General features: G+C 63.1%; 19 protein-coding genes and 1 tRNA gene. 12 read left to right on the top strand and 8 right to left on the bottom strand.

The genetic code is table 11. The annotated features are described in order from the left end of the window. Positions 1–109 precede the first annotated feature (109 nt). The gene (locus tag AC5RU9_RS12805; RefSeq protein ID WP_211711655.1) at positions 110–289 is read right to left on the bottom strand and encodes a YMGG-like glycine zipper-containing protein; all 180 of its coding nucleotides are present in this window, start codon (positions 287–289) and stop codon (positions 110–112) included. Positions 290–312: 23 nt separating this feature from the next. After that, a complete protein-coding gene (locus AC5RU9_RS12800) occupies positions 313–1,542 on the bottom strand; it encodes a multidrug effflux MFS transporter (protein ID WP_494016732.1) in 1,230 nt (409 codons plus the stop codon). 171 nt (positions 1,543–1,713) lie between these two features. Between AC5RU9_RS12800 and AC5RU9_RS12795 the strand changes: the two genes are divergently transcribed. The 6 genes from AC5RU9_RS12795 (at position 1,714) to AC5RU9_RS12770 (ending at position 7,174) form a co-directional block, all read left to right on the top strand. Further along, positions 1,714–2,562, top strand: a complete 849-nt coding sequence (locus AC5RU9_RS12795) for a phage holin family protein (protein WP_211711657.1) — start codon at positions 1,714–1,716, stop codon at positions 2,560–2,562. Between the two features lie 47 nt (positions 2,563–2,609). Beyond that, positions 2,610–3,233, top strand: coding sequence for a CDP-alcohol phosphatidyltransferase family protein (locus tag AC5RU9_RS12790; protein WP_211711658.1), 624 nt, complete (start codon positions 2,610–2,612; stop codon positions 3,231–3,233). Further along, positions 3,233–4,138, top strand: a complete 906-nt coding sequence (locus AC5RU9_RS12785) for a DMT family transporter (RefSeq protein WP_494016731.1) — start codon at positions 3,233–3,235, stop codon at positions 4,136–4,138. The genes AC5RU9_RS12790 and AC5RU9_RS12785 overlap by 1 nt, the downstream gene beginning before the upstream one ends. Before the next feature lie 108 nt (positions 4,139–4,246). After that, positions 4,247–5,443 carry a glycosyltransferase gene (locus AC5RU9_RS12780; RefSeq protein WP_211711660.1) on the top strand — a complete coding sequence of 399 codons (1,197 nt, stop codon included), beginning with the start codon at positions 4,247–4,249 and terminating at the stop codon, positions 5,441–5,443. An 84-nt stretch (positions 5,444–5,527) separates the two neighbouring features. Further along, positions 5,528–5,601: transfer RNA gene (locus AC5RU9_RS12775), tRNA-Ile, on the top strand. 382 nt (positions 5,602–5,983) lie between these two features. Beyond that, positions 5,984–7,174 carry an acyl-CoA dehydrogenase family protein gene (locus tag AC5RU9_RS12770; RefSeq protein WP_211711725.1) on the top strand — a complete coding sequence of 397 codons (1,191 nt, stop codon included), beginning with the start codon at positions 5,984–5,986 and terminating at the stop codon, positions 7,172–7,174. 24 nt (positions 7,175–7,198) lie between these two features. On the opposite strand, the gene AC5RU9_RS12765 is transcribed toward AC5RU9_RS12770, so the two are convergent. Further along, complete coding sequence (locus AC5RU9_RS12765; protein WP_494016730.1) at positions 7,199–7,693, bottom strand: M23 family metallopeptidase; 495 nt, start codon at positions 7,691–7,693, stop codon at positions 7,199–7,201. 408 nt (positions 7,694–8,101) lie between these two features. On the opposite strand from AC5RU9_RS12765, the gene rpsB reads away from it, so the two are divergent. The 6 genes from rpsB (at position 8,102) to AC5RU9_RS12735 (ending at position 13,007) form a co-directional block, all read left to right on the top strand. Then, a complete protein-coding gene (gene rpsB / locus AC5RU9_RS12760; protein WP_211711727.1) occupies positions 8,102–8,974 on the top strand; it encodes a 30S ribosomal protein S2 in 873 nt (290 codons plus the stop codon). 121 nt (positions 8,975–9,095) lie between these two features. Continuing rightward, entirely contained in the window at positions 9,096–9,932 is an 837-nt protein-coding gene (tsf, locus tag AC5RU9_RS12755; protein ID WP_211711728.1) for a translation elongation factor Ts, read from the top strand. Between the two features lie 121 nt (positions 9,933–10,053). Further along, entirely contained in the window at positions 10,054–10,791 is a 738-nt protein-coding gene (pyrH, locus tag AC5RU9_RS12750) for a UMP kinase (protein ID WP_211711729.1), read from the top strand. A 117-nt stretch (positions 10,792–10,908) separates the two neighbouring features. Beyond that, the gene (gene frr, locus AC5RU9_RS12745; protein WP_090819256.1) at positions 10,909–11,466 is read left to right on the top strand and encodes a ribosome recycling factor; all 558 of its coding nucleotides are present in this window, start codon (positions 10,909–10,911) and stop codon (positions 11,464–11,466) included. Next, positions 11,466–12,401: a phosphatidate cytidylyltransferase gene (locus AC5RU9_RS12740; protein WP_211711730.1), complete on the top strand. Its 936-nt coding sequence runs from the start codon at positions 11,466–11,468 to the stop codon at positions 12,399–12,401. Before frr ends, AC5RU9_RS12740 begins: the two co-directional genes overlap by 1 nt. Before the next feature lie 21 nt (positions 12,402–12,422). Further along, the gene (locus AC5RU9_RS12735) at positions 12,423–13,007 is read left to right on the top strand and encodes a DivIVA domain-containing protein (RefSeq protein WP_494016729.1); all 585 of its coding nucleotides are present in this window, start codon (positions 12,423–12,425) and stop codon (positions 13,005–13,007) included. On the opposite strand, the gene AC5RU9_RS12730 is transcribed toward AC5RU9_RS12735, so the two are convergent. Genes AC5RU9_RS12730 through AC5RU9_RS12710 form a run of 5 tightly spaced genes read right to left on the bottom strand, consistent with a single transcriptional unit; the run spans position 13,004 to position 17,512 of the window. Further along, the gene (locus tag AC5RU9_RS12730; protein ID WP_494016728.1) at positions 13,004–13,705 is read right to left on the bottom strand and encodes a hypothetical protein; all 702 of its coding nucleotides are present in this window, start codon (positions 13,703–13,705) and stop codon (positions 13,004–13,006) included. The two genes, AC5RU9_RS12735 and AC5RU9_RS12730, sit on opposite strands and share 4 nt — an antisense overlap. 50 nt (positions 13,706–13,755) lie before the next feature. Next, complete coding sequence (locus tag AC5RU9_RS12725; protein WP_494016727.1) at positions 13,756–15,222, bottom strand: sodium/solute symporter; 1,467 nt, start codon at positions 15,220–15,222, stop codon at positions 13,756–13,758. After that, positions 15,219–15,581, bottom strand: a complete 363-nt coding sequence (locus AC5RU9_RS12720) for a DUF485 domain-containing protein (RefSeq protein WP_494016726.1) — start codon at positions 15,579–15,581, stop codon at positions 15,219–15,221. Before AC5RU9_RS12720 ends, AC5RU9_RS12725 begins: the two co-directional genes overlap by 4 nt. Then, positions 15,578–16,297: a LytR/AlgR family response regulator transcription factor gene (locus tag AC5RU9_RS12715; RefSeq protein WP_494016725.1), complete on the bottom strand. Its 720-nt coding sequence runs from the start codon at positions 16,295–16,297 to the stop codon at positions 15,578–15,580. Before AC5RU9_RS12715 ends, AC5RU9_RS12720 begins: the two co-directional genes overlap by 4 nt. A gap of 21 nt (positions 16,298–16,318) precedes the next feature. After that, positions 16,319–17,512, bottom strand: a complete 1,194-nt coding sequence (locus tag AC5RU9_RS12710; protein WP_494016724.1) for a sensor histidine kinase — start codon at positions 17,510–17,512, stop codon at positions 16,319–16,321. Positions 17,513–17,650: the final 138 nt, after the last annotated feature.

The following is a 17,650-nucleotide window of genomic DNA, read 5'->3' as shown; positions in this document are numbered from 1 at the left end:
GATGTCCCCTTCACCGGTCAGGCACCGGTTAGCCCGGTTGGCCACCATTCTGCCTTGCGGGAAGCCGCAGGGGGAGAGGTCGGGGGTGTCGCGGCCTTCGGTTGTCGGCCTAGTCCCGCTTCCAGGGGCCCGGATTGACGCGGTACAGCACGGCAGCGCCGATGACTGCGCCGAGAATGGCACCGAACAGTGCGCTCCCGGCGGCGCGGCCGATCAGGGCACCGGCGACAGCACCGAGCATGGCGCCGAGGAAGAGGCCACGGCCGTTGCGGTGCGGTTTCTTGGTCATGTTCACAGCCTACGGGCTCGCTGCTAGTGGATGGAGGGGACCGTCCGGGGACGGACCACCAGCCACAGGGCCGCGATGGACCCGCTGAGGCACACAGCCATCACTGATCCCATGGGCACTGCGGAGCCGACGCCGAGCCAGCCGACGATGGGAGGGACAATGCCGGCCATCATGAACTGGGAAGCGCCCAAGAGGGACGCCGCGGTGCCGGCCTGTGCACCGTGTTTCGCCAAGGACAGCACCTGGACGCAGGGGAACATGAAACCAGTTGCGCAAATGTAGAACCACAGCGGAATCAGGATGCCCCACAATCCAACATGGGACAGATCAAGGACGATGATCAGGGCGGCCATCAGCACCATGAAGAGGGTTGCTCCGGCCACGATCCACTGGGGAGCCACGCGTCGAATGAGTCGTGAGCTGATCTGGACACCTGCAACAATGCCCAGCGAGTTGATGCCGAAGAGCAGGCCATACTCCTGGGGGGAGAAGCCGTAGACCTTTTGGAACAGGAAAGTGGAGGCCGAAAGGTACGCGAAGAGTCCACCAAAGTTCAGGCTTCCCACCATCACCATGCCAACGAAGATCCTGTCACCCAGGACCGATTTGTAGCGCTGGACCACAGTGCTGCTGGACTTGCCCCGCTGGTCAGCCGGAAGCGTCTCACGGATGAAGAAGATCGATGCCAGGATCACCAGTAGGCCGTAACACGCCAGGAAGTAGAAAATGCCCGGCCAGGGAAACGCCAACAACAACTGGGAGCCGATAACGGGCGCGAGGATGGGGGCCAGGCCGTTGACCAGTGACATCCGGGAGAACATCTTGACCATTGAATAGCCGTGGAAAAGGTCCCGGACCATCGCCATGGCCACCACGCCACCACCGGCGGCACCAATGCCCATGAGCACCCGGAACAGGGACAGCATGCCGATGTCCGTCGACAGGGCGGCGCCCAGGGAGGAACCGATGTGGACGGCCGTGGCCAGGATCAGCGGCAGTCGGCGACCCACCTTGTCGCTGAAAGGTCCCACTACCAACTGGCCCAGACCAAAACCAACGGTAGTCCCGGTCAGGGTGAGCTGGATAGCAGCTGCTGAGACGTCGAAACTCTTTTCCAAGGCAGGGAAAGCCGGGAGGTAGAGATCGATCGTGAAAGGACCCAAAGCAGTCAGGGCCCCCAGCAGGAGGATGTAGACAAGTTTTTCGCGTCGGCTCAGGGAATCGCCCGGAGCTGTTGGAGAGGTCACGATCATCAATCCTATGGCCTAGATCATATTTATTGGGCCTATGACGGGCGCGCCGGAGCGTGCTCCGAAAGTTGAGAAGGAACCTGAATGATAGTTTTGTGGACAGGTGCGCGCGGCGATCCCTATCCGGCCGCGTTCGCCCTCACGATGCCCAGAGGAAGCAGTTAGGCGGAACCCATGAGTGGACGTCACACCGGCCGGACCAGTCAAGGACCAGCCATTCGTACTTTGCCGAAGACCCTCAAGCTCGTTGCGCGGTTGGCCCCCAGGCAAATCAACGACGAAATTGCCTTGGCCAAGGTGGAACTCAAACGCAAGGCAACGCAAGTTGGCGTCGCAGGCGCCTTCTTTGGCGTGGCACTGGTTTTCCTGGCACTTTTGGTGATCGCGCTGGTAGTTGCCGCGATTCTTGGCCTGGCCACCATCATGCCCGGCTGGCTCGCCGCACTGATCGTTGCGGCGTTCTTCCTGGTGGTGGTTGCCATCGCTGCGCTGATAGGCATCGCCAAGTTCAAGAAGGCCATGCCGTTGGTACCTGAAGACACCATCCGCGGCTTCAAGCATGATCTCGGCATCGCCAAGGAAGGCTCGGCCTTCGACGAGTCCATCCTGGATCCGAACTCCCCGGCAGCAAAGGCTGCCAAGGCCGAGAAGGAAGCCGCCGCGCAGAAGGCCAAGGCAGAGAAGGCAGCGAAGGAAGCTGCCAAGGAAGCCGACGCCGTCAAGGCTCCCACGGAAGCCGAACTTCGGTCCCGCCTGAAGAAGCGCCGCCAGCACCTTACGGGTGTACGCGACGAGTTGGGCGAGCAGTTGGACGTCAAGAAGCAAGGCCAGGCTTTGCTGGAAAGCGCCAACGGCAAGTTCCAGGAGGGCAGGGAATTCGCTGCTGCCAAGCTCGCGGACATCAACGCTTCCGTACCGCAGAGCCTGGGCGAGCGGCTCGCCGCCCGCTGGAAGGACCTCGCAGCATTCGCCACGGCTGCAGTCGTCTTCGTTGTTGCATTGAGGAAGTTGCTGCAGAAGTAGCAGCAGCCGGCAGCACCGAACACTGGACATGAGGAAAGGGGGACAAGATGAAATTGATCGGTGCCGGCTCGCACCCGGATCGGCCGCAGGTGGACCATGATTCCATCGTCACCGTCCCCAACATCCTCACCGTCCTGCGTTTCATGGGTGTGCCCCTGTTCGTGTGGCTCGTGCTCTCCGAACAGGAGTATGGCTTCGCTGTCCTGGTGCTGATCATCATGGGCAGCACGGACTGGGTGGATGGGTACATCGCCCGGCGCTTCGACCAGACGTCCAAGCTTGGCAGGATCCTTGACCCCATGGCGGACCGGGCCGCGCTCCTGGCCGTCGCTTTCACCTTGGCGATCGCCGGCGTCGTGCAGTGGTGGTACCTCGCGGCATTGCTGGTGCCGGACGCTATCCTGGCAATCGCGTCGCTGATCTACTTCCGCAGCCACCCCGACCTGCCGGTCAGCATCATCGGAAAGATCCGAACGGCTTTGTTGCTGGTGGGTACGCCGTTGCTGGTCCTGTCCAAGCTCCCTGTCCCGTTCACAGAGGTCTACTTCGTGGGGGCGTGGACTTTCCTCGGCCTCGGACTGGTAGGCCACTGGATTGCTGCTTACAACTATTTCTGGGCCATCTTGCGTAAGGGTAAAGAACTGAAAACCAACGACGGCGGACACGGCTGATGGTGTGGCTAGCCGTTTTCCTGGCGGTACTTGGCGCATTCTTCCTGGCCATTGGTGCCCAACGGCAGGGCAGCGCGGTCAAGGCGGATACCGGCGGGCTGGCCCTTAGTTCCAACGGTTTCCTGCGGCTCCTGCGCAACCCACGCTGGATGTTGGGGCTGCTGTTCCTTGCCCTCGGCATGGTCATGAACGCTATAGCGCTGGTGTCGGCCCCGTTGACAGTGGTGCAGCCGATCGGGGCCATCGCGCTGGTTATCACCACCGTGGTCAATGCAAAGGACCAGGGCCTCACCATCAACCGTGCCACCGTGGTGGCCATCAGCGCATGCGTGACCGGTTCCGCGCTCTTCGTGCTGCTTGCAGTATTCGTGACCCAGGAAAACCATCATGTGAACGCTGAGGACGAGCTCACCATCGTGCTGCTGCTCGCACTGGCTGTGGGCATCTTTGGAACGCTCGCCGTGTTGTTCAAGCACCGCATGAACGCGTTCGTCTATATCCTGGGCGCCGGCGTCCTCTTCGGGTTCGTGGCGGTGCTGACCCGCATCATCGGCAAGCACCTGCTGGACCCCAACGGGCTCTTCCTGCTCAACGTCCAGTGGTACACATTGATTGCCATCGTTGCCGCCGGTGGCCTGGGCTCCTGGTTTGTCCAAAGTGCCTACTCCGGAGGGCCGCCGGACCTGGTGATCGCAGGACTGACAGTTATCGACCCCATGGTGGGCATCGCCATCGGCATTGTGATCCTGGGTGAGCTTCGTCCCGATGTGCACGCCGTGATGGCGATAGCCATGGCTGCAGCGGCAACGCTTGCTATCGTTGGGGTTATTGCCCTGAGCAGGCACCATCCGGAAGTCACCAAACGCAAGAAGGACGCGAAGGCAGCGGCCAACCGGAAGGCTTAGGGCAAAGTCTTGCCCTTGCGCCACCGCTTTTGCGGGCGGCAACCCGGCGACACCGCAGCATTGCCACAAGCAACGCTGTCCGCACCGTGACCATCAGGAGTTCTCCACGTGACCATTCCCGACACCAACAAACCCCTCACCATCTTGATCGCGGCAGACACCTATCCGCCGCACGTCAACGGCGCCGCCCAGTTCGGCTACCGCTTGGCCAAGGGAATGACGGCACGAGGACACAACGTACACGTGTTGGCCTGCCGGCAGGACAAGGGCAAGAGCTACACGGAGTTCCGCGACGAAGCCACGGTCCACCGCCTTCGCTCCCACGGCGTCTTCACGCACGAGTACTTCCGTATTTGCTTCCCGTGGGAAATCAAGAAGGAAATCAGCCTGCTGTTCGACAAGGTGCAGCCGGACGTGGTCCACATCCAAAGCCACTACATGATTGGTGAGCACGTCCTGTACGAGGCCGTGAAGCGCGGCATCCGCATCGTGGCAACCAACCACTTCATGCCCGAAAACCTGAACCCCTTCCTGCCGTTCCCGCAGTGGTTCAAGGACATCGTGGGCCGCATTTCGTGGAAGGACATGGGCAAGGTCATGGGCCAGGCCGACGTCGTCACCACGCCCACGCCGCTTGCTGCCAAGGCCATGCACCAGCACGCCTTCCTGCGCAAGGTCCTGCCGCTGTCCAACGGCATCGACTCGGCCGCCTACGAACTCCAGCCGGGCGAATCGATTGAACCGAACAGCTACCCCACGGTCCTTTTCGCGGGTCGCCTGGCCGAGGAAAAGCACGTTGATGTACTGATCGACGCCGTAGCAAAGACGCCCCGTGAGCTCAATGTGCACCTGGAGATCGTTGGCGGCGGTGAGGTCCGTCCGGCGCTCGAGGCGCAGGTGGCCAAGCTTGGGCTGGGGGACAGGGTGAAGTTCCTTGGGCTCGCCAGCGACGAAGACCTGCGCGAGGCCTACATCAAGGCCGACATCTTCTGCATGCCCGGAACTGCCGAACTCCAGTCGCTGGTGACGCTCGAGGCCATGTCCGCCTCCACGCCCGTGCTGCTGGCCAACGCCATGGCGCTGCCGCACCTGGTCCGCGACGGTGAAAACGGGTACCTGTTCACGCCCAACGACAGCGGTGAGCTCGCAGCCAAGATCACCAAGCTCCTGCAACTGCCCGAGGACCAACTGAAGGCCATGGGCAAGCTCAGCCGCGAGATGGTGGAGCCCCACAGCATCAACGGCACCCTCCAGACGTTCGAGGACCTCTACCGGGGTGCTTCGTACGAGGACATGGTGGTGTGACCAAAGCACACCCTGGCACCTATTAGAATTGCTGGAGTGCTTTGCCCGGAACAGCCGTTTATTGGCGGATGGTCCGGGTTTCACGGGGCTATAGCTCAGCTGGTTAGAGCGCGGGACTCATAATCCTAAGGTCCTCGGTTCAAGTCCGAGTAGCCCTACATTTAGCACTGAAGCCGTGGCTCACAATCCTGGATTGTGGGCTGCGGCTTTTTCATGCTTAAGGCCTTCTAGCCCGTGGTTCCGCGCAGCCGACTCCCGTCGCGTGGCCCGTGGTTCTGCGCAGCAGTGTCCCGTCGCGTGGCCCGTGGTTCTGCGCAGCAGTGTCCCGTCGCGTGGCCCGTGGTTCCGCGCAGCCGACTCCTGTAGCACAGCCCGTCACGCAAAGTAGCCCGAGCATTGCGGGAACCGGAGCACCTGCGGTAAGTTACTGCTCAGTAACTTATTACCCGCCGGTAACATGGCCGCCCAGCTGACCCCTGGATCGTGCGGCCTCTCCGGAATCCAGACGTGGTCGCAGGTGACCACCTTGAAGGAGCCCACATGTCCAACGCTGCATTCGATGCCACCACCCTCCCGTATGCCGATGGTGACTTCTACGCCTTCGAGCAAATGCTGACGGCCAAGGAGCAGGACCGCCTCGCGGAGGTCCGCGATTTCCTGGCCCGCGAGGTGAAGCCCATTGCGGTTGACTGCTGGAACCGCGGCGAATTCCCTATGGACCTCATCCCGAAGCTTGGCGAACTCGACCTGGTGAGCCCGGTACGGCGGCAGGGCTACTCCAATCTGTTCGCAGGCATGCTCCACGCGGAGGTGACACGTGCGGACGCCTCCATTGCCACGTTCATGGGTGTCCACGACGGGCTCTTCACCGGGTCCATTGAGGCGCTGGCCTCGCAGGAGCAGAAGGATGCTTGGCTGCCGGATATCTATTCCCTCAAGAAGATTGGTGCCTTCGGCCTGACTGAGCCCCTCGGCGGTTCGGATGTAGCCGGTGGAACCCGCACTACCGCCCGGCGCGACGGCGATCACTGGATCCTCAACGGTGCCAAGCGCTGGATCGGCAATGCCACCTTCTCTGATTGGGTAGTCATCTACGCCAAGGACGTAGCCGACAACCAAGTCAAGGCGTTCCTGGTGGACACCACGCTGCCCGGCTACTCCGCCAGCAAGATCGAGAACAAAATCTCGCTGCGCACCGTGCAGAACGCGGATATCACGCTGGACAATGTAGTGGTTCCGGACTTCTTCAAGCTGGCCAACGGTAACAGCTTCCGCGACACCAACAAGGTCCTGAAGGTCACCCGGTTGGCCGTCGCGTGGCAGGCAGTCGGACTCCAGATGGCGGCTTTTGACGTCGCGCGGAGCTACGCCGTGGAGCGCCAGCAGTTCGGCCGCCCGCTGGCTGCGTTCCAGCTGGTGCAGAACCAGTTGGTCCAGATCCTCGGAAACACTGTGGCCTCCATGGGCATGATGGTCCGGCTGGCCCAGCTTGAGGACGCGGGAGTGGCCAAGGACGAGCAATCCGCTTTGGCGAAGGCCTTCGCCACTGCCCGCATGCGTGAAAGCGTCGCTTTGGGGCGCAGCATCCTGGGCGGCAACGGCATCGTCACTGACTACGGCATGGCCAAGATCTTCTCTGACGCCGAGGCCATCTACTCCTATGAGGGCACGCACGAAATCAACACCCTGGTGACCGGCAGGGCAATCACCGGAGTATCGGCGATCGTCTAGCTACCCCAACGAAGCGGCGGGGGCTCATTCCAGTGGCAGCAGGACGGATGGCCGCATGTCCTGCACGAAGTCCAGCGGATTGACGTAGTCCTCGCCGCGCCGCACTCCCCAGTGCAGGCAAGTGACGCTGCCGCAATGGCCAGGCTCAATGGTGCCAAGGGCCTGCCCCTTGCGCACGGCATCGCCAGGCTTCAGTCCGCTGGTCAGTGGCTCGAAGCTGCTCCGCAATCCGTCGCCGTGATCAATTGTCAGGACCGGCCGGTCGACCACGACGCCGGCAAAGGTCACCACGCCGTCCGCCGGCGAGGTGACCTGTCCGCCGTCGGGCGCTGGTCCTAGATCCACGCCGCGATGCCCGCTCATCCACGGCTTGTCCGGCGGGTCGAACGTCCGCAGGACGGACGGTTTGGGGGAGAGCGGCCAACTCCAGTGCCCTTGGGCCGAGGGCGTGGCATCCGCGGCTCCGCCCGAAAGTGCGAGGGCCAGGATCGCGGACAGTGTGAGCTTCAAAAGGGTCATGGATCCAGCCTTCCGTGGCAACCTGGATGGGTCGATCCCCGGGCTGTCCTATGTGGACAACGGATGTGATCCGCGGTCAAAGCTGCAGGGTCGCTGTAGTACACTTATTGGAGCAGTTTGCTGTGCCCTCAAGCTTGTTCAGGAGCATGTCTCATTCAGATATGTGGGGGTCCCAGGCTGACTACGCGTATCCAGCCCTCCACCAGCGAAGCCTCATGGCTTCAGGCTGTGGAGGATTGTGCCTCTTGCGGTCCGCTGAAGCCTGTTGGCTTGAGCCGGATGAGAAGCGCAATGGATGCCAGGAGCCAGGCCCGTCCGGGCCACAGGCTAAACAACCGTCAACTATTGGCAGGGTAAGAGCAGCCCCATGGGCTCTCTCATGAATGACCTGCCGGAAGGAGCGTCGGCATGCCCGTCGTAACTATGCGCCAGCTGCTTGACAGCGGCGTCCACTTTGGACACCAGACCCGTCGTTGGAACCCGAAGATGAAGCGCTTCATCTTCACGGAGCGCAACGGCATCTACATCATCGACCTCCAGCAGTCGCTGTCCTACATCGACCGCGCCTACGAGTTCGTCAAGGCTACTGTCGCCCACGGCGGCACCGTCCTGTTCGTCGGCACCAAGAAGCAGGCTCAGGAAGCAATTGCCGAGCAGGCTACCCGTGTTGGCCAGCCGTACGTCAACCAGCGTTGGTTGGGCGGTATGCTCACCAACTTCCAGACCGTCGCCAAGCGTATCCAGCGCATGAAGGAACTCGAAGAGATCAACTTCGACGACGTCGCAGGCTCGGCCTACACCAAGAAGGAGCTCCTGCTCCTCAAGCGTGAACTCACCAAGCTCGAGTCCAACCTCGGTGGTATCCGCAACCTGACCAAGGCTCCCTCGGTCCTGTGGGTTGTTGACACCAAGAAGGAACACCTTGCTGTTGACGAAGCCAAGAAGCTGAACATCCCGGTTGTTGCCATCCTGGACACCAACTGCGATCCCGACGAAGTCGACTTCCCGATCCCGGGTAACGACGACGCCATCCGCTCCGTCAACCTGCTCACCCGCGTTGTTGCCGATGCCGTAGCTGAGGGCCTCATCGCCCGCAACCAGCGCGCAACGGGCACCACCGAAGCTCCGGAAGAGCCGCTCGCCGAGTGGGAGCGCGAGCTCCTCGAAGGCAGCAAGGCCGAAGAAGCTGCAGCAGCAGAGGCTCCCGCTGAAGAAGCTCCGGCAGCCGAGGCTCCCGCAGCAACTGAAGCTGCAGACGGCGAAGCCGAAGCAGCCAAGTAAATCTGGACCTTCCCTGATGTTGGAAACAGCCTCGGGGGCAACTGACAGGATGGCAGCCCACCGCGTGGGCTGCCGTCCTGTCAGTCCGTAAACACACAAATTTCTAGACAGAGGGGTTCACATGGCGAACTACACTGCTGCTGACATCAAGGCCCTGCGCGAGCGCACCGGCGCCGGCATGATGGACGTCAAGAAGGCTCTTGACGAAGCCAACGGTGACGCCGAAAAGGCCATCGAGATCATCCGCATCAAGGGCCTCAAGGGCGCTACCAAGCGCGAAGGCCGCTCCACCGCTGAAGGCCTGGTTGCTGCCAAGGTCAACGGTGGCGTTGGCGTAATGATCGAGGTCAACTGCGAGACCGACTTCGTTGCCAAGTCTGACAAGTTCATCCAGCTGGCTGACAAGGTCCTCAACGTTGCAGTCGAGTCCGGCGCAGCCGACCTCGAAACCCTGCTGGCCACCGAGGTCGACGGCAAGCCGTTGTCCGAGGTTGTCGTCGAAGAGGGCGCTGTCCTCGGCGAAAAGGTTGTTGTCCGCCGCATCTCCCGCGTTGAGGGAACCACGGTTGACGCCTACCTGCACAAGACGTCCAAGGACCTCCCGGCCCAGGTCGGCGTCCTGTTCGCTGTTGACGGTGAAGGCGAAGCCGCTGCCACCGCAGCTCACGACATCGCTGTCCACGTTGCAGCCATGGCTCCGAACTACCTGACCCGCGAAGACGTCCCGGCCGAACTGGTCGAGTCCGAGCGTCGCATCGCCGAAGAGACCGCCAAGGCTGAAGGCAAGCCCGAAGCTGCTCTTTCGAAGATCGTGGAAGGCCGCGTGACGGGCTTCTACAAGGGTGAAGTTCTGGTTGACCAGGCATTCGCCAAGGATTCCAAGAAGACCGTTGCACAGGTCCTCGAAGAAGCCGGCGTCAAGGCAACCGCAGTAACGCGTTTCCGCGTAGGAAACTAGTAATTCATGAAAAGGGGTGGTCACTTCGGTGGCCGCCCCTTTTTCATGCACCCGTCCGGGTAGTACCTGCGCGGACCCACAGCACGATAATCTAGCCAGAGTCCACCAACGGGAAGGCACCATGGAAACCGTCAACACTGCAATCCAGCCCGAGAAGACCCGCCGACGTGTACTTCTGAAACTTTCCGGCGAGGTCATCGGCGGAGGCAAGCTCGGCGTCGATCCTGAGACCGTCCGGGCCATCGCCAAGCAGATCGCGGCAGCCGTGTCCGACGTCGAAGTTGCGATCGTCGTGGGCGGCGGCAACTTCTTCCGGGGCGCCGAACTGTCCCAGAGCGGCATGGACCGCTCCCGTGCCGACTACATGGGCATGCTGGGCACGGTCATGAACTGCCTCGCCCTCCAGGACTTCCTGGAACAGGCCGGCGTTGAGACCCGCGTCCAGAGCGCCATCACCATGGGCCAGGTAGCGGAGGCCTACATTCCGCGCCGGGCCATCCGCCACATGGAAAAGGGCCGTGTGGTCATCTTCGGTGCCGGCGCAGGCCTGCCGTACTTCTCCACCGATACTGTCGCTGCCCAGCGGGCCCTGGAGGTTCACGCGGACGTGGTCCTCATGGCCAAGAGCGGCGTGGACGGCGTCTACACCGCCGATCCCAAGAAGGACCCCACAGCGGAAAAGCTTGACGTCCTCAGCTATGACGATGCCCTGCGCCGCGACATCCGGGTCATGGACCAGACAGCCATGACCATGTGCAAGGACAACCAGCTCTCCATGGTGGTCTTCGGCATGGAAGGCGAAGGCAACGTTACCCGCGCCATCCTCGGCGAAACGCTGGGAACCCTGGTTACTCCCTAGCAAGGGCTAGGATATTTCTAGGACCGTCCGCCCCACGTGGCGGATCTTTACTATGCATTTCTTTACCGTGCATTGCCGCCTGATGTTGGGCAGCAACTACTTTCTGAGGAGAAACCCGTGATCGAAGAGACCTTGCTCGAAGCCGGCGAGAAGATGGACAAGGCGGTTGAGGTAGCCAAGGACGATTTCGCCACGATCCGCACGGGCCGGGCCAACCCCGGTCTGTACAACAAGGTGATCGTCGAGTACTACGGCACACCCACTCCGCTCCAGCAGTTGGCTTCCTTCGGTGTGCCCGACGCCCGCACCATCCTCATCACGCCTTACGACAAGACCGCACTGCGTGACATCGAAAAGGCACTGAGCGACTCAGAGGTGGGCGCCAACCCCTCCAACGACGGCAACGTTATCCGCGTGACCATCCCGGAGCTCACCAAGGAGCGCCGCAAGGAATACGTGAAGATCGTCAAGGGCAAGGGTGAGGACGCCAAGGTCTCCATCCGCAGCATCCGCCGCAAGGCGAAGGACAGCCTGGACAAGCTCGTCAAGGACGGCGAAGCCGGCGAAGACGAGGGCGCCCGCGCTGAGAAGGAGCTCGACGCCCTGACCAAGCAGCACGTCGACAGCATCGACGAACTGCTCAAGCGCAAGGAAGCCGAGCTGCTCGAGGTCTGATGAACCAGGCAGAGCCGGCGCCCGCTGAGCGGGTCCCGACACGCGACACCCCCAAACGCGCCAGGCGTGTGCGGGCAAACCCCACCCCCAAGGCGGGACGCAACCTTCCGGCGGCCATCGGCGTCGGGCTTTCCATGCTGTTGGCCGTTTTGGGTGGCCTGCTGTTCCTCCCGCTGGGATTCGTCCTCCTGACCACCGCGTTTGCGGTCCTGGGGGTCTGGGAAGTTTTCCGGGCGCTCGAGGCACAGGGCACCCGGATGCCGATCATCCCCGTGATGGTCGGCAGCCTGGTGATGCCGGTCTCTGCCTATTTCGGCGGCCTTGAAGGGCTGCTGTTCACCATGACGGCGAGCTCCGTGGCCGTCCTGCTGTGGCGTTCCATCGAGAGCGCGGCGGGGGCGCCCCGGAGCGTGTTCGCCGGCGTTTTCACCCTTGCCTGGATTCCGTTCCTGATCAGCTTCGCGGCGCTGCCGTTGCACGCAACCGGCGGGGCAACCCCGGTGGGTTTCTGGCCGGACGGCATTCCGGACGGGGCGTGGCAGATCGCTTCGATGCTGCTGTTGGTCGTCTCCAATGACACGTTCGGCTACATCGTCGGGGCATCCTTTGGGAAGCACCCCATGGCCCCGAAAATCAGCCCCAAGAAATCCTGGGAAGGCTTCGCCGGATCGGTTGGCGGGGCCATGGTGATCGGTGTCCTGGCCTGCATCTTCATCCTTGACAGGCCGTGGTGGGTGGGGCTCATCCTGGCTCTCGGCATGGTGGCCGCAGCTACCGCGGGAGACCTCGCCGAATCCATGGTCAAGCGTGAGCTTGGCGTCAAGGATATGAGCAGCATCCTGCCCGGCCACGGCGGCGTCATGGACCGTTTGGACTCCATCGTGTTCGCGGCCCCTGTAGCCTATGTTCTGTTCGCGCTGCTGAGCGGCGTCTGACAAACCAATGAAGGAAAAGTAGTGTCAGTGGATATACGACGCCAGATTCCCGCCACGTTCGACCGTGTGGAGCGCAGCAAGTACGGCTACAACGCCAAGCAGGTGGATGAGTTCCTCCAGCGCGCCAAGAGGTCGTTCGAGAGTCCTGTAGGAGCTGCTGACCAGATAGCCAGTGGCGACGTCCGTGACGTGGCTTTCGACCCCGTCAAGGGCGGATACGACGCGCACAGCGTCGACGCCGCACTGGATCGGCTGGAGGACGCTTTCGCCCGCCGCGAGCGTGACGACCTCATCAACCAGGAGGGCGAGGAAGCCTGGCTCCGCCAGATTGGCAAGCTCTCCGGCATCCTCCGGGGCAGGCTGCACCGGCCCGACGGCGAGCGGTTCCGCCGCCCGTCCAAAAAGCGGGCCCGCAGCTACAACGTCCAGGACGTCGACGCCCTGTGCGCTGAACTCATTGGTTACCTCGAGCACGACCAGACGCTCAGCGTGGACACTGTCCGCCGGGCGGTCTTTCGTGCAGCCAAGGGCGACGAAGGTTATGAAGAAGCGCAGGTGGACGCGTTCCTGGCGCGTGTCGTGGAACTCATGGCTGCGATCGACTAGGCCCTTTTTTCGGGAGATCGCGAGATCGGCGGGTTGTTTTTCCAGACCTCAAGGTACCTGCGATGTCCCCTGGCGAGTGAGATCACGAAGAAGGCCAGGGCGGCTATTACTGCAGACCCTACGGACAGGGCCACCGGCAAGCCTCCCACCAGCATCGCGGACCCCAGAAGCAGTGCGATGAGGGCGGAGTTGACCGTCCCCATGAACACCATGCTGCTCCCGGCCACTTGGCTGAAGTCGCGGCGGCCACCAAAAAAGTAGTAGGTCCGTTTGGCCCCTTCTTCGTCGTCGTGAAAGCTGGCCATGAGGTACGGCGCCACCCCTGGGTCGAGGTCCACGTACGCGGCGCGGAGTCGATTCATGGCGATGACGTACATCAGGTCTTCCATACCCACGCTCATCACGCGTATGTGCGTGAGCAGCCCAACCACTACGTCGATGCTGAGTATGGTGAGCGCGAAGGCCCTGAACGCATCCGAAAACTGGGTGGCGTTTCCCACCAGTGCCACGCTGAGCAGGCTGGCTGAGGTGAAGGTCAGGAACATGCTGATGCGGGTGAGGACCTCGCCTTGGGTGGTGCTCCTGGAAGCGAGCAGGCTCCAATGCTCGGTGGCCAACAACTGCGCCCGGACGCCGGGCGGCAAATCCGCCGTTGTAGCCGGTGGATCGGGGCTGGCCGGCAGTGGTTCCTCGGACATGGCGTCATTGTCCACCCTGAATGATGCGCGAACAACAGGGCGGGGCCGCCTTAGCGTTCGGTCGCGACCGGGCGTTCGGGCACGTGCAGCCGGGACATGACGCGGTCAACGGAGGACGGAACGCGGCCCTTGGTCATGATGGACACGGCCACGGTTACCGCGAATGCCGCCGGAACACTCCATGCCGCGGGCTGGGCCAGCCACGCAGGAGCGTTCCCGCCGCCCATCAACGTGCTGGCCACCATGGCGCCGCCGCAGAGCAACGCGCCGGTCAGCATCCCCGCGATAGCCCCGGCATCGGTGAGGCCACGCCACCAGATTCCCAGCAAGAGCACCGGACAAATGGTGGAGGCCGTGAAGGCAAAGACCAGGCCAACGCTTCCGGCCAGGGCCAGGGTGTCGGTCATGAAGGCAAAGCCCAAAGGCACGACGGCGGCGAGCACCGCCGCGAACCGGAAACCCCTGACGCTGCCGCCAAAGACGTCCTGGCTGATGACGCCCGATAAGGACACCACCAGGCCCGAGGTTGTGGACAGGAAGGCTGCGAAGGCTCCTGCCACGACCAGGGCCGAGAGGACATCACCCGCCGTTCCACCGATCAGCCTTCCTGGCAGCAGCAGGACCAGGGCATCAGCTTGCCCGGACTGTGCCAGTTCGGGAGCGAACATCCGCCCGAGTGCGCCGGAGAGTGTGGGGAAAAGGTAGAAAACGGAGAGTAGTCCCAGCACGATCAAGGTGGTCCGCCGCGCGGACTGGCCATCCGGGTTGGTATAGAACCTGACCAGCACGTGCGGCAGCCCAAGGGTTCCGAACAGCAGGGCCACCAACAGGGAGATGTGTTGGTAAGCACCTGCGGGTGCTTGGCTGGTGGGGTTGAGGGTGAGCGGTGCCTGTGGCGCAGTGCCTTTGCCGGCCAGCACCAGCAGGACGAACACTACGGGCACTGCCAGCGCTGTCAGCTTCAACCAGTATTGGAACGCCTGGACGAACGTGATGGAACGCATCCCGCCTGCCACCACCGTGAGGCACACCACCACTACGACCGCCGTCGAACCTACCCAGGACGGCAGGCCAGTGGTGATCCTGATGGTGAGGGCCGCCCCGTGGAGTTGCGGGACGATGTACAGCCACCCGACGGCTACCACCACCAGGCTCGTCACGCGTCGGACCAGCGCCGAATCCAGGCGGGCTTGGGTGAAGTCCGGGATGGTGTAGGCGCCGGAACGCCTGAGGGGAGCGGCCACGAAGAGCAACAGCATCAGGTAGCCGGCGGTGTAGCCCACCGGGAACCACAAAGCATCGGTGCCTGAGAGCAGGATCAGCCCGGCCACACCCAGGAAGCTTGCCGCGGAAAGGTATTCGCCCCCGATCGCCGAGGCGTTCCACCATGGTGGGACGGTACGGGAGGCGACGTAGAAGTCGCCTGTTGTACGGGAGATGCGCAGCCCGTAGAAGCCGATGACCGCCGTCGTAATGGATACGGCGAGGAACGCGACGAGGCTGACGACAGGGTTCACTTGTCCTCCACAAGGTCCCGGTAGCGGGCCTCATTGCGGGCCGCGGCGCGGTTATAAAGCCAGGCACTGAGCCCGATCACCGGGTAGACGCCCACCCCGAGTGCCAGCCAATCAAGGGGGATGCCCACAATGCGGATTTCAGCCACACCCGGGCCGTAGACAAGGATCAGTGCGAACACACTCAGGATGACCAGGAACCCGCAGGCCACCACCAACGCGAGGCGCAGCTGCGACCGGATGAGCGAGCGAACAAAAAGGCGGCCGGAGTCGGAATCTTCCGGGATCTCACGGTGGCTCGGCAACCGTCCGGGGGCGAGGGGAGCGGACTGTCGCGGCGCCGTGACGCGGACCCTGGTCATCCTTGGGGCCGGATGCGCGTGGAGTGCAGTTTGTCCCTGACCGAGGGAAGATGGCGCCGGCTGATGGGCAACTCTGCCCCGGACACAGCCACGCTGGGGCCTGTGGCGGAAAGCCGCAGGTGCTGGACGTGGTTGAGGGCGATGAGGTACGAACGATGGATCCGGATGAAACCGGCTTCCGCCCATTTCTGCTCCAGGTCGCTGAGGGGCACCCGGATGAGGTAGCTTGCCTCGGCGGTGTGCAGGCGCGCGTAATCGCCTTGGGCCTGCACGTAGGTGACGTCGTCACGCCGGATCATGCGCGTGGTGCTGCCAAGATCCACGGTGATCATCTCAGGCGCCGGTGTACCGTCCTTGATCAACTCGCTGATCCGGTCCACGGATCGCGCCAGCCGTTCGGCCCGCAATGGCTTCAGCAGGTAGTCGACGGCGGCCAGGTCGAAGGCCTCAAGGGCACAGTCCTCGTCCGCGGTGACGAACACGACGGCGGGCGGGTTGCTGGTGCGCGATATGGCGCGGGCGATGTCCAGTCCCGACAGGGCGGGCATGTGGATGTCGAGGAAAACTGCGTCTACAGGTTCCGTTTCCAGGGTCCTTAGGGCCTCGGCCCCCGATGATGCGCGGTGGATGGCCCCAATCCGCTCGTCCCGTCCCAGGAGGAAGGCGAGTTCTTCGACGGCGGGCAGTTCGTCATCGGCGACGAGCACGTTGATCATGCTTATAGATTAGCCCGCGGTTCAGGCGTCGTGGCCCGGCTGCGACTTGGGTACCCGAAGGGTGATCAGGGTCCCTTCGCCAGGTGCCGTATCGATAATCAGCCCGTGCTCGTCCCCATAAACCTGCCGCAGCCGGGCGTCGACGTTGCGCAAGCCCACGTGGTCGCCGTCCGTGTGCCCGGCCAGCACCGACCGCAGGTGTTCCGGGTCCATGCCAACGCCGTCGTCCTCGATGGTGACTTCGGCGAACGCGCCGGAGTCATTGGCGCAGATAGTGATGTGGCCCGGGCCTTCCTTGGCTTCCAAGCCATGGCGAACCGCATTTTCCACCAACGGCTGGAGGCTGAGGAACGGGATGACCGTGCTCAATACCTCCGGCGCGATCCGCAGGCTTACCTGGACCCGCTCGCCGAAGCGGGCCCTTTCCAAGAGCAAGTAGCGGTCGATGCAGCGCAGTTCCTCCGCCACAGTGGTGAAATCGCCGTGCCGTCGGAACGAGTACCGGGTGAAGTCGGCGAACTCAACCACGAGCTCCCTGGCCCTGGCCGGATCGGTGTTGATGAACGAGGCAATGGCGTTCAGTGAGTTATAGATAAAGTGCGGGCTGATCTGTGCCCTGAGGGCCCTGACCTCAGCCTCCATCAGGAGGGTCCGGGACGCTTCGAGTTCCGCCAGTTCCAGTTGGGCGGCAATCCAGTCAGCCACTTCGCTCGTGGCGCGGACCAGGCCCGCCCCCGCGGCAGGTGCCAAGGCTGCCACCGATCCGACCACCCGGGACCCGGCCCGGATAGGCGCAATTACGGCGCTGAAGTCGTGTGCCGCCTTGTCGGCGCCGTGGGCCCCGGCGTGGGGGACCACCACGGTTCGGCCGGTACCCAGCACATCCGCCGCGAGGTGCATCAACGATGGCCGGAGCTCCTCCCCGGCACCGTCCCAGGCGAGTACGGCGTCGGTATCCGTGATGGCCAGGGCATCACAGCCCAGCAGTACCCGCAATTGCTTGCTGGCCTTGGCTGCCCCGGCGGGTTGGAGGCCGCCGCGAAGGTGCTGCCCGGCCCTGGACGCTGCATGCAGTGTGTTGTAGGTGGCACGTTCGGCGTCGGTGCCAAGGTCGCGGAATGATCGGATGACCTTCAAGCCAACACCCACGACGACGGCGACAGCCAGCACGATCACGGCGATGGCTGCGGCACTGAAAAGCGGGGAGTCGGGCATACAGCCAGCGTAGCCAATGAACGTGCTTGCATCCTGCCGTTCGGCGCAGGGGTGCGACCGTTGAGCGACACCCCCGGGCGAACCACTGGAACAGGCAGCGTAGCGCATTCGATAGTGATTGCAGTCACATCGGCGCCG

This window comes from Arthrobacter sp. B0316-5-4, assembly GCF_059090325.1.
This window is presented reverse-complemented; position numbering and strand designations above follow the sequence as displayed.